Origin of the sequence: Aeromonas sp. XH (genome assembly GCF_033348475.1) — a bacterium.
GTDB lineage: Bacteria > Pseudomonadota > Gammaproteobacteria > Enterobacterales > Aeromonadaceae > Aeromonas > Aeromonas sanarellii.
On the sequence record NZ_CP137630.1, the window covers coordinates 1,884,709 to 1,897,127 of the forward strand.

General features: G+C 63.3%; 8 protein-coding genes. 4 read left to right on the forward strand and 4 right to left on the reverse strand.

The window, feature by feature from the left end:
* Window positions 1-284 precede the first annotated feature (284 nt).
* On the reverse strand, window positions 285-3,059 hold the full coding sequence (locus R2B70_RS08805) for an insulinase family protein (protein WP_318163170.1): 2,775 nt from the start codon (window positions 3,057-3,059) through the stop codon (window positions 285-287).
* A gap of 162 nt (window positions 3,060-3,221) precedes the next feature.
* Between R2B70_RS08805 and sixA the strand changes: the two genes are divergently transcribed.
* The 3 genes from sixA to R2B70_RS08820 all read left to right on the forward strand — a co-directional run bounded on the left by sixA (window position 3,222) and on the right by R2B70_RS08820 (window position 5,149).
* Complete coding sequence (gene sixA, locus R2B70_RS08810; protein ID WP_042075542.1) at window positions 3,222-3,689, forward strand: phosphohistidine phosphatase SixA; 468 nt, start codon at window positions 3,222-3,224, stop codon at window positions 3,687-3,689.
* Between the two features lie 133 nt (window positions 3,690-3,822).
* Window positions 3,823-4,029, forward strand: a complete 207-nt coding sequence (locus R2B70_RS08815; protein WP_005324080.1) for a DUF1107 domain-containing protein — start codon at window positions 3,823-3,825, stop codon at window positions 4,027-4,029.
* Window positions 4,030-4,228: 199 nt separating this feature from the next.
* Window positions 4,229-5,149, forward strand: coding sequence for a DMT family transporter (locus R2B70_RS08820; RefSeq protein ID WP_318163171.1), 921 nt, complete (start codon window positions 4,229-4,231; stop codon window positions 5,147-5,149).
* Between the two features lie 50 nt (window positions 5,150-5,199).
* On the opposite strand, the gene R2B70_RS08825 is transcribed toward R2B70_RS08820, so the two are convergent.
* Complete coding sequence (locus tag R2B70_RS08825; protein ID WP_318163172.1) at window positions 5,200-6,816, reverse strand: peptide ABC transporter substrate-binding protein; 1,617 nt, start codon at window positions 6,814-6,816, stop codon at window positions 5,200-5,202.
* Between the two features lie 372 nt (window positions 6,817-7,188).
* On the opposite strand from R2B70_RS08825, the gene fbp reads away from it, so the two are divergent.
* The gene (gene fbp, locus R2B70_RS08830) at window positions 7,189-8,223 is read left to right on the forward strand and encodes a class 1 fructose-bisphosphatase (protein ID WP_209792064.1); all 1,035 of its coding nucleotides are present in this window, start codon (window positions 7,189-7,191) and stop codon (window positions 8,221-8,223) included.
* A 92-nt stretch (window positions 8,224-8,315) separates the two neighbouring features.
* Here fbp and mfd read toward each other — a convergent pair whose 3' ends face one another.
* Window positions 8,316-11,780 carry a transcription-repair coupling factor gene (mfd, locus tag R2B70_RS08835; protein WP_318163173.1) on the reverse strand — a complete coding sequence of 1,155 codons (3,465 nt, stop codon included), beginning with the start codon at window positions 11,778-11,780 and terminating at the stop codon, window positions 8,316-8,318.
* Window positions 11,781-11,822: 42 nt separating this feature from the next.
* Window positions 11,823-12,398, reverse strand: a complete 576-nt coding sequence (locus R2B70_RS08840; RefSeq protein ID WP_042075552.1) for a PilZ domain-containing protein — start codon at window positions 12,396-12,398, stop codon at window positions 11,823-11,825.
* Between the last annotated feature and the right edge of the window lie 21 nt (window positions 12,399-12,419).

A 12,419-nucleotide genomic window follows, 5' to 3' on the forward strand; every position in this document is an offset into this window, starting at 1 on the left:
GACAAAGCGACAGGTGCCTTCCCCTTTCTTACCTCCTTTGACATAGATCAACGTGGTAAATCGGGGGAATGCCTAAGATGAGGCTGTTTCTCAATCACTGCTGGTGCCGACTGATGGGCTCTGGTTTGAACCCTCAGGCCGACCATCAACCCAGTGTCTGATTTTCACGCTCATGTTCACTTTTGGCGGCTCTGTCGCAATTGTTTTATGGTTTTTCCAGCCGACCCCCAGGGGTCGGCTTTTTATTGCCGGCGAGTGAGAGTCGGGGGAGGGGCGAGGCGGGATCAGGCCTCGAAGGTGGCGGCATTGAGCCGAAACGCCCTGGGGTCGTCGATGAACTGGCCGGTGATCCGCTCGTCGTGCTCGTGGCCCAGGCCATAGCTGCAGAGGATCAGCCGATCCGACGTTCTCGATCTCAGCTGGGTGATAAAGCGCACCAGGTCGGCGCGACTGAGCTGCCCCACCTCCTCGCGCACCCGCTCCCGCTGATCGAAGCCCAGATCCTTGTTGCCGATGCTGACCCAGAGCCGCTGGCCGCGGCTGCGCAGGTTGGCGTCCCGCTCGCTGAGCTGGGCCTGCAGGCCCGCCTTGCTGTCCTGCCACTGCTGCTCGGTGAACTCCAGCATGGCGAGCGGGAAGAGATCGATGAACTCTTCCACCGCGTCCAGCAGGATCTGCGGCCCTGCCACGGGGGACTGGATATAGAAGATGAGGCCCGGGTGGCGGTTGAGGGGCAGGTTGCCGGCCCCCACCACGTAACCGAGCTGCTGGCGGGTGCGCAGCTCGTGGAAGAAGGTGGAGGACATGATGTGGTTGGCCAGGGTGAAGCAGGCGAGATCCCGTGCCCGGGTGGTGCGGGACTGGTAGTAGACCAGGAGCGCTGAGTCTTCGTGCTCGCAGCCCTGCTCGCGAATGAGGGTGCCCCTGTCCTGGATGGAGATGAGGGGGCGGCGGGTCTCGGCGCTGGGCTGACTGCTGGGACCTAGGTGGCGCTCCAGCAGGGACGCGAGTTCGAGGGCCTCGGCCGCCGTCCAGTCGCCGTGCACCAGGGTCTCGATGTGCACCTCGGCGAAGAGCCGGGAGACGAAGTCGGGCATCTCGCCAAGTTCGATGGTGCGCAGGTGGCGCAGCAGTTGCTCGAACGGCGGGTTGTTGGGTTGCAGCAAACTGGTGAGCTGGTTGAACAGCTGGGAGATGGGGCGGGTCTTGGACTGGTTCTCCCAGTTGCGGATGAGCTGCTCCTTGATCTCGCTGAAGCGCGCCGGATCCGGATACCCCAGGGTGCGGTTGCCGAGGATCATGTCGAGCAGCAGCGGCTGCTTGTCGGCAAAGCCGCTCAGGTTGATGGTAAAGCCCCCCTGATGGGCATAAATCTGGTACCCGAGCCCGGCGAGCTCGGCCGGGTAGGTGAGGGCGTTGAGGTGGTCGGTGAGCAGCTCCACCGCAAGCCTGGCCATGGCGATGTGACGCGGGCTTTTGACCGCATGTTCGCTGTCGATGGAGATATAGAGGCTGCCCTTGGGCACCCCAAACAGGTGCTCGTGCAGGTGCCAGAGGCGGAACCCTGGCCTGTCGATGAGGCAGGCGGGCATGTCGGCGGTCAGTGCCGGCAGGCGGGCGTCGAGGCGGCTGCTGATGAAGGGGTTGGGCGCCGGCAGGTGCAGGGCGGGATCGGGCTGGCTCTGTTGCCAGCGGATTTTCTCCGCCTCCGTGATAGTGGCCACGCCGTAGGGGGTCTGATACCAGCGGGCCAGGCGATCCGTGCCCACCTCGGGGGCCTGGATGGTCACCCTCAGGTTGTGGGGGGTCAGCTTGGCGAGGAAGCGCCGGATCAGCGGCTCGTCGAACTCGCGCATCATGTAGTCGCCGTGGAGCAGATCGTCCGGGGCATAGCTGAACAGGTTGAGCACCAGCCCTGAGACGGTGTCCAGCGCCCGGCCCCGCTCTTGGAAGCGAAACGCGGACTCCAGCACGTTGCGTTTCTCGTCATAGCGCCAGGCCTGCACCCCATCCCGCTCGATGAGTTTCAGATAGCCGAACAGGGCGGCGATGATCTCGTCCACATGGTCAAGCCCGAGGGGGGTGAGGCCGAAGCTCACGCCAAAGTCCTTGAAGTTGGCGCCACTGATGCCGCCGCCGGCGGCGAGCTGGTTGACCCAGCCCCTGCCCTTGAGCAGGGAGAGCAGGCTGCCTTCCCCTTCGTAGCCGATAAGGTGGCTCAGGAAGGTGAGGGGCTTCTTGTCGTAGAGGGCATCCACGCTCGGTAGCGGGAAGGTCAGGGCCAGCTTGCGGGTCTCCTTGACGGGTTTGATCTGGATGCGGATGCCGAGATCATCGAGCCGGTAGAGGGGCACCGACAGGGCCGGCGGGCCCAGGCGGCGATCCGGGATGGCGCTGAAGAAGCGATCACACCAGGCCAGCTGGGTATCGATGGAGGCCGGCGAGAGCATCACCAGCGCCATGCGATCCGCGCTGTAGTGGGTCTCGTAGAACGCAATGAGGTCGGAGCGCAGATCCCGCCCCGGCAGATCCGCCAGGGTGTCCAGATTGCCGACCGAGAACTTGGCGAAGGGGTGGGCCGGGTTGACCGTCTCCTTGTGCACCTGATAGCTGCGGCGCACGTCGTCCTGCAGCTTGAGGCGATATTCGGAGTCGACCGCGTTGCGCTCCTTGTCGACCCACTCGGGGGCGAAGGTGGGGCAGATGAAGAACTGGGAGAAACGATGAAGCCCCGCCTCGAAGAAGCCGTTGTCGATGTCGAAGAAGAAGTTGGTGAACTCGGTCCCGGTCCAGGCGTTGTTGCTGCCCCCGTGGCGGCTCATGAACTGCTGATATTCGCCGGGTTTGGGATAAGTACGAGTACCGAGGAACAGCATATGCTCAAGGAAATGGGCCATGCCCTGGCGATCGACGGGGTCGTCGAAATGGCCGGTGTTGACGGCCAGGGAGGCGGCCGATTTGTCTGTCTGTGGATCGCAGATCAACAGGACCCTGAGCCGGTTAGCCAGCTCCAGATAGTGATACCGCCGATGGTCGTTGGGACTGGCATATGGGCTCATTGGGGCGTGACTCGCGGTGAATTTATTTGAATTTAAACATGATTATCGACCTCGCTATCTCACGAGGCAAACCCTTTTCTGAGAGGTAGCGCAATTGTTTCCCCCGGCATGGCGGGGTAAGATCCCCCGGCTATTTAAACAGGCCCCCTGGGCGAGGTTGTAATGAAAATCTACATCATGCGTCATGGCCAGGCTGGCATGAACGCAAAGACTGATGAACAGCGTCCACTGACCGAACAAGGCATCGAAGAGTCCATCCACATGGCATGCTGGCTGGCTCCCCAGCTGACCGGCTCCCTGAGCCTGGTGATCCACAGCAACTACCTGCGTGCCAGACAGACCTGGCAGGCCATAGCCCCCGAGCTGCCCGAGGCCCTCAAGGTCGAGGAGAGTGGCGAGATCACCCCCTATGGCGATCCGGCCTTCGTGGCGAGCTACCTCACCGCGCTGGCGGCGGAGCACGACAACATTCTCATGGTCAGCCACCTGCCTCTGGTGGGGTATCTGGTGCAGAGCCTCTGTCCGGCTGCGGGGGCGCCCATGTTCGCCACCTCCGGCCTGGCCTGCATCGAGTGGCAAGATGGCAAAGGGGCCTTGCTCTGGCTGGAAGGACCGCATACAATACGGTAAAAGTTAATAAAAAGTTACAGGTTGGTTTTTTGGGGAAGAGATAGGCGATTTTTCCGGTTTTTTATATAAATTTAACGGAATTATTTCGCAGAAGCTGCTGTCATACGGATACAACTGCAAGAGGTTGCAAACGATGAGAGTATTCAAGAAGTACCTGCCACTGATGGTGGCGAAACATGTCAAAACCTTCTTCAAGGGGCGCATTTATATCCACGGCAGGGGGCGCTTCGACTTTCAGTCGGGTTTGCTGATGATGCCGCTGCAGGCCGACATTCCCCATCGCCAGACGGTGCTCGAGGTCAACGAGCTGATTTCGAGGCTTCATATGGATGCCGCCTGAGGCACCCAGGGTTGACCCTCTTCCCCCATCATGCCCGCCCCAGTGCGGGCATGATGCTTGATGGCACTGGGGAAGGCCGGGAGGGCCGCTTTCATCCAGGCTGACGCAACATCGTCGCCCCTGCATCAGAGCGCTTGCTTATCCCGTTTGCCTCTCTATACTCCCGCGAAATACCCGCCCCCTTTCTCTGGATATCGCGATGCACACCGCCTTCCTGTTTCCCTTCTCCTGCATGGCCATCTGGGCCGGCAACGGCATCGTCAGCAAGCTGGCGGTCGGGGTGTTGTCTCCTGCGGCGCTCGCCTGGTCGCGCTGGATGGTGGCGGCCCTGGTGCTGACCCCGTTTCTGGCCCATCGGGCCTGGCGGGATCGTGCCAGGTTGCGGGCCGGTTTCTACCAGCTGGCGGTGCTGGCCCTGCTCGGCATGGTCTTGAACCAGACCTTCGGCTATTACGCGGCCCAGACCCTGGGTGCCACCGAGATTGGCCTGATGATGGGGCTGACCCCCTTGATGACGGTGCTGCTCAGCATCTGGTTGCTGCGCGAGCGGCCCACCTGGGGGGCGCTGCTGGGAGGCGCCATCTCCATTCTGGGGCTGGCGATTTTGTTGGGGCAGGGGGATCCGGCCCGGCTGCTGACCCAGGGCATCCATATCGGTTCCGTTTACATGCTGCTCTCGGCGGCCACCTATGCGCTCTACAGCGTGCTGCTCAAGCGTTGGGATCTGGGGCTGGACAACTGGTCCATGCTCTATGGTCAGGTGCTCTGCAGCCTCTTGTTCCTCACCCCCTTCTATCTGCTGGTGGACGGGCACTGGCCCGATGGCAGCGCCCTCTGGCTCATCCTCTATGCGGGGATCCCGACCTCGGCCCTCTCGCCCTGGCTCTGGATGCAGGGCATTGCCCTGCTCGGGGCGAGCCGCACCGCCATCTTCATGAACCTGCTGCCGGTGATGACGGCCGCGCTCGCCATCAGCTGGCTCGGGGAGCGGCTCACCAGCTATCACCTCATCGGTGGCGGCATGACCCTGATGGGGGTGCTGCTGGCGCAGTTGCTGGTGAGGCCCGTGACGGTGCGAAGACGCGCCCGGCTCGCGGTGGCGGGCTGTCAGGAAAAGTAGGATAAAAAAAGACCGCCCTCGAGGCGGTCTTTTTGGTTCGGTGCCCAGCGTCACTGCGCCGTCAGATAGAGATCCTTGGCATAGACCAGGTCTTGCGGGTTCTGGTAGGGGTAGCCCTTGACGTTGGGTTTGAGCAGCCGTGATTTCACGTAGAAGTAGACAGGGGCAATGGGGGCCTCCTCGTCGATCAGCACCTCGGCCTGCTGATAGAGGCGGTTGCGCTCGGCGGGGTCCTTGGCGTCATGGGCCTTGGCCAGGAGGGCGTCGTACTCCTTGTTGAACCACTTGCCGCTGTTGGCGCTGCTGCTGGAGGTCATGATGTCGAGGAAGGTGGAGGCATCGTTGTAGTCTCCGTTCCAGGAGTAGCGGCTCACCCCGAAGTCACCCTCGTTCAGGGCCGACACCATGGTCTTCCACTCCATGTTGTTGAGCTCCGCCTTGACCCCCAGGTTGTGCTTCCACATGGAGGAGATGGCCAGCGCTATCTTCTTGTGCCCCTCGTTGGTGTTGTAGAGGATGTCCACCGTCAGCGGCTTGTCAGGGCCGTAACCCGCCTCGCCAAGCAGCGCCTTGGCCTGCTTGATGCGCTCTTCCTTGCTCATCAGCTCGCTGGCGGGGCGTTTGAGCTCGAAGCCGTCCACGCTCGGCGGGGTCAGGCTGAAGGCGGAGAGCTGCCCCTGTCCCAGGATCTTCTCCGTGATGGTGTCCCGGTCGATGGCAAGAGACAGTGCCTTGCGCACCCTGACGTCGTCAAAGGGTTTGCGCTGGGTGTTGAAGACGTAGTAGTAGGTGGCGAGCAGGGGGGCGCTCACCAGCTCGTCCGGGCTCTGGCGCTTGATCTGCTGATACTGCTCCAGGGGATAGGTGGTGTAGTGCAGCTCGCTCGCACGATAGCGGTTGTAGGCCGCGGTATCGGAGACGATCTCGAGATAGACCACCTTGTTCAGCACTGTGTGCTGGTTGTCCCAGTAGTGGGGGTTGCGCTCGGCGATGAGGCGCTCGTTCGGGGTCCACTCCTTGAGGGCAAAGGCGCCGTTGGAGACGATGTTGCCCGGCTTGACCCACTCATGACCGAACTTCTCGATGGTCGCCCTGGGCGCCGGGAAGGTGGTGTAGTGGGAGAGGGTCTTCAGGAAGAAGGGGACCGGGTTTTTCAGGGTGATCTGCAGGGTGTGATCATCGAGCGCCTTGATCCCCAGGGCATCGGGTTTGGCCTTGCCCAGCACCACCTCGCTGGCGTTGGTGACGCCGGTCAGCTCGATGAACCAGGCGTAGTTGGAGGCGTTCCTGGGATCCGCCGCCCGCTGCCAGCCATAGACGTAGTCTGCCGCCGTCACCGGCTCGCCGTTGGACCATTTGGCATCGGGTCTGAGCTTGAAGGTGTAGACGGTGCCCGTAGCGTCGAGCTCGTAGCCAAGGGCGCCGGCCGCCTGCAGCTTGCCGTTGCCATCCAGGGTGTAGAGCCCCTCGAACAGATCGTTGACGACGTCGCTGCCCGCGCTCTCTTCCACCATCTGGGGATCGATGGAAGCAGGCTCTGTGCCTATGTTGCGCACGAAGACTTGCTGGGCATCCGGCAGAAGCTGGGTGCCTTCAGGCACCTGGGCGGCCAGGGAGGGGAGGGCGAGCAGGGCGGCAACCGCGCCGGCAATGAGAGTCCTTTTCATTGAATATCCTTATGTTTTTTTGCTTCCAAAGCCTGGCCAGTGTGCGGGATTGAGGGGGAGATCTCAAGAGGCTCCCAACAGGCGGAGCCGGGAGGGGACTGTATGGGGGGGAGATGGAGAGAGACGACGATCAGGTGCATTCTTGTCACGAATTAACATGACCATGGAGGTCGAATGAACCCGGTTTTTTCAGCGAATGTTCCAGCCATGGCGGGCTTTCTGGCGATTTATGCGCCACCTTAATTCGCTGCAAAAACAAAAAACAGGCGTTACATTAGGTTACAAAACAACGCTGCCGGGGATCGGCACTTTTTTTGCCGATACTTGCAAACGTTTTCAACGGCCAACGGAAACGATCTTAAAGGAACAAGAATGCGAAACATGATCACCATGGGCGAGTTCATCGTCAAAAAGCAGGCGGACTACCCGACCGCGACCGGCGAGCTGACCTCCTTGCTCAGCTCCATCCGCCTGGCCGCCAAGGTGGTGAACCGGGAGATCAACAAGGCGGGGCTGGCGGATATCATCGGCTCCATGGGGGCCGAAAACGTGCAGGGCGAGGTGCAGCAGAAGCTGGATGTCTATGCCAACGAGCGCTTCAAGGCGGCGCTGGAAGCCCGTGGCGAAGTGTGCGGCATGGCGTCCGAAGAGGAGGAAGACTTCGTCTCCTTCGATTCCGAGCTCTCCCGCCACTCCAAGTATGTGGTATTGATCGACCCCCTCGATGGCTCCTCCAACATCGACGTCAACGTCTCCGTCGGCACCATCTTCTCCATCTACCGCCGGGTCAGCAAGCCGGGCTCCGGGGTCACCCTGGAGGACTTCCTGCAGCCGGGCAACCGTCAGGTCGCGGCGGGTTACGTGGTCTACGGCTCCTCCACCATGCTGGTCTACACCACGGGCTTTGGGGTCAACGGCTTCACCTACGACCCCTCCATCGGCTGCTTCTGCCTCTCCCACGAGAACATCCGCATCCCTGAGGAGGGCAAGATCTACTCCATCAACGAGGGCAACTACATCAAGTTCCCGGACGGGGTGAAGAAATACCTGAAATACTGCCAGGAGCGTGACGAGGCGACCCACAGGCCCTATACCTCCCGTTACATCGGCTCCCTGGTCTCCGATTTCCACCGCAACCTGCTCAAGGGCGGCATCTACATCTATCCGTCCGGCACCAACTCTCCGAACGGCAAGCTGCGCCTGCTCTACGAGTGCAACCCCATGGCGTTCCTGGTGGAGCAGGCGGGTGGCAAGGCCTCAGACGGCTTCGGCCGCATCATGGATATCCAGCCCACCGCCCTGCACCAGCGCACCCCCTATTTCGTGGGGTCCACCAAGATGGTCGAGCGGGCCGAGGCCTTTATGCGGGAGTTCTCCGCCCACGAGGACCCGGCCAGCCAGGCGTGATCCGCGGACGATGAATCGTAGGTAAAAAAACGGGAGCCTTCAGGGCTCCCGTTTTATTTGGGCGAGCGGCTCGCCGCTCCATCACCGCCACCTCAGTGGCTGGCGTGACTGGCGAGATCCGCCAGCAGTCCGTCCACCAGCTTGAGCCTCATGACCCTGTCCTGGGTCGGCACCTGGAAGCGCAGCCGGGTCGGCCCGTCCATCTTGTAGATGCGTGGCTGCTCCGAGAGCAGCTTGACCAGATAGGCCGGATTGACCCTGGTTTCCTGGGTGAAGTCCAGATAGCCGCCGCGCTCGCTCATCTCCACCCGGCGAATGCCGAGCGCCGTGGCGCGCTGGCGGAAGGCGGCCAGCTCCATGAGGGTCTTGGTCGGTTCCGGCAAGAGGCCGAAGCGATCGATGAGCTCCACCTTGAGTTCGCGCAGCTCCTGCTCGTCCGCCGCGCTGGCGATGCGCTTGTACATGGACAGACGCATGTTGACGTCCGGGATGTAGTCGTCCGGCAAGAGGGCGGGCAGGCGCAGCTCCACCTCGGTGTGCTGGCTCATGAGCTGCTCCAGGGACGGCTCCTTGCCATGTTTCAGCGCCTCCACCGCCTGCTCCAGCATCTCCATGTAGAGGGTGAAGCCAACCGATTCGATCTGGCCGCTCTGATCGTCGCCGAGCAGCTCGCCGGCGCCGCGGATCTCCAGATCGTGGGTCGCCAGCGCAAAACCTGCGCCGAGATCTTCCAGCGACGCGATGGCCTCCAGCCGCTTGGCCGCATCCTTGGTCATCAGCTTGGGATGGGGGGTGAGCAGGTAGGCATAGGCCTGGTGGTGGGAGCGACCGACCCGGCCCCGCAACTGGTGCAGCTGGGCCAATCCCAAGTGATCCGCCCTGTCCATGATGATGGTGTTGGCGCTCGGCACGTCGATGCCGGTCTCTATGATGGTGGTGCAGACCAGCAGGTTGAAGCGCTGGTGGTAGAAGTCCGACATGATGCGCTCGAGGTCTCGCTCGCGCATCTGGCCGTGGGCGATGCCGATGCGCGCCTCCGGCACCAGCTCCGCCAGATCGGCGGCGCACTTCTCGATGCTCTCCACGTCGTTGTGCAGGTAGTAGACCTGACCGCCGCGCTTCAATTCCCGCAGCACCGCCTCGCGCACCACCGCCGGCTCGTGCTGGCGCACGAAGGTCTTGATGGCGAGCCGCTTGGCGGGCGGGGTGGCGATGATGGAGAGATCCCGCATGCCGGACATCGCCATGTTGAGGGTGCGCGGAATGGGGGTGGCGGTGAGAGTGAGGATGTCCACGTCGGCTCGCAGCGCCTTGATCTTCTCCTTCTGGCGCACCCCGAAGCGATGCTCCTCGTCGACGATGAGCAGGCCGAGATCCTTGAAGGTGAGCTCCGAGCCGAGCAGCTTGTGGGTGCCTATGATGATGTCCACCTTGCCATCGGCCAGCTCTTTCAAGACGCCGGTCTGCTCCTTGGCGGAGCGGAAGCGGCTCAGCACCTCGACCCGCACCGGCCAGTTCGCGAAGCGATCGCGGAAGTTGTCGTAGTGCTGCTGGGCGAGCAATGTGGTGGGCACCAGCACGGCCACCTGCTTGCCGCCGTGCACCGCCACGAAGGCCGCCCGCATCGCCACCTCCGTCTTGCCGAAGCCCACGTCGCCGCATACCAGGCGGTCCATGCTCTTGGCCTGGCACATGTCGCCGAGCACGGCGTTGATGGCGCCCAGCTGATCCTCGGTCTCCTCGAACGGGAAACCGGCGGCAAACTGGCGGTAGGCCTCGCGGTCGTGCTTGAAGGCAAAGCCGGCGCGCGCCGCGCGGTGGGCATAGACGTCGAGCAGCTCGGCCGCCACGTCGCGCACCTTCTCGGCCGCCTTGCGCCGCGCCTTGACCCAGGCCTCGCCGCCGAGCTTGTGGCTGGGCGGGTTGTCGGAACCTGTGTAGCGGCTGATAAGGTGCAAACTGGTGACCGGCACGAACAGCTTGTCGCCGCCGGCGTATTCCAGGGTGAGGAACTCGGTGGGCAGGCCGCCGGCGTCTATGGTTTCCAGCCCCAGATAGCGGCCGACCCCGTGATCGAGATGCACCACAGGCTGGCCCTGGGTCAGCTCGCCCAGGTTTCGGATCACCGCATCCGAGCTCAGGTTCTTGCTCTTGTCCCGCTGCCGTTTGCTGCGGATCTTGCCGCCCAGCAGCTCGGTTTCGGTGATGAGGGCCAGCGCCTCCTGCCCCGGCTCCTGCAACAGGAAGCCCCGCTCAAGGGGGCAGACCAGGAGCCCGTGGCGCGCCTCGCTCCCGAGGAAGGCATCGAGGGAGGCAAACTCCCGGGGTTGCAGGTTGATCCGCGCGAGCAGATCCCCGAGCCCCTCGCGCCGCCCCTCGGACTCCACCGCAAACAGGGTGCGTCCGGCAAAGCCTTGCAGGAACTGGCCGAGGGCCAGCAGGGGCTGCTCCTTGCTGTGATCGAGCTGCAGGTCGGGCAGGGGGGCGAGGGGCAGATCGTGCTGGCCCGCGCCGCCGTCACCGGCCGCCTCCTGCAGGCGTACGGCACCATAGTCGCCGAGGGCGGCGAAGAGCTGCTCCACCGGCAGGTAGATGTGCTGGGGCGGCAGCAGGGGACGGGTGTTGTCCCAGCGCCTGTCTTCATAGCGCTGGCCGATGTCGTTCCAGAAGCGCTGGGCCGCGGGGTAGATCTCCCCCACGGTGAGCAGCAGGGTGTTCGGCGGCAGATAGTCGAACAGGCTGGCGGTCTGCTGGAAGAAGAGCGGCAGATAGTACTCGATGCCGGCGGGCCAGCGCCCCTTGCTCACCTCCTGATAGACGGAGCCCTCGGCACGGGAGATCTCGAACTGTTCCCGATACTGGCCGCGAAACAGCTCGATGGCCCCTTCGTCGGTGGGAAACTCCCGGGCGGGCAGCAGGCTCACCGACTTGACCGGCTCGCTGGAGCGCTGGCTCTCGGGATCGAAGGGGCGGATGCTGTCCACCTCGTCGTCGAAGAAGTCGATGCGATAGGGGCGGCTGCTCCCCATGGGGAAGAGATCCAGCAGGGAGCCGCGGGCGGCGAACTCGCCGTGCTCCAGTACCTGCTCCACCGCCACATAGCCCGCCTCGGCGAGGCGCCCCCGCAGCTGCTGCAGGTTGAGGCGCTGGCCGCTGGTCACCATCAGGCTGTACTTGTCGAGGTAGGCCTGGGGGGCCGTGCGCAGCATCAGGGTGGAGATGGGTACGATGAGCACGCCGTGGCTCATCTGCGGCAGCCTGTAGAAGGTCTCGAGCCGCTGGGAGATGATGTCCTGATGGGGGGAGAAGCTGTCGTAGGGCAGGGTCTCCCAGTCCGGGAACAGCAGCACGGGGCAATCCTGATCGGCCAGCAGGAAGCCGAGTTCCTGTTCGAGGCGCAGGGCGCTCGGGGTATCTGCGGTCACCAGCAGAACGGGGCGGCGAGCCTCCCGGGTGAGGCGGGCGGCGACCAGTGCCAGGCTGCTGCCGATCAGCTGGCCGAACGTTAACTTCTGGCCCGCCTTGGCGGGCAAGGCGGGGAGTGTCATTGGCATCATGGGATTCTTTCTGGCGTTGGCGTGTTTGTTGGCGTGGACGGATTAGCGCTGGCGCTCCTGGGCACGCAGCTTGAGCTGTTTTGACTGCACGTGGAGGCTGGCGCGCACCAGCAGCTCCCGGTCATCCTCGCGGATCCGCACGTAGTCGAGCACCACGTGGGTGCCGTGCTCCCCGGGCTCCCGCTGCTTGACCTCGCCATAGCAGTAGACGGCGGAGGCCTCCTCCCGCAGGAAGATCTTGAGCCGCACTATCTGGTGCAGTGCCGGCGGTTCCCCGTGGCCCTGGCGCGGATGCAGGTAGGTGAGCTGGCCGGCACCGAAGCGCAGGGTATGGAAGCGATGCTCGGGATGATCCTGCGCCGCCAGCACATAGCCCATGATCATGTCGATCTTGCGGGACTGCTGGTTGATGATCTCCACCAGATCGTGCATGGATTCGTTCTGGTTGCGGATCAGGCGGCTGCTGACCAGGTCGATGGAGGTGATGGCAGAGGCGATGCGAAAGGGCTCGGGCAACTCGGCCTCCAGGGCCTCCAGCGTCGGCAGGTGGAAGTCGGCCGGCATGGGGATCACATTGACCGGCATGGCATGGGTGACGCTGAAGAACTGTTCCTGCATGGGGCTATCCCTTGTTGTCTT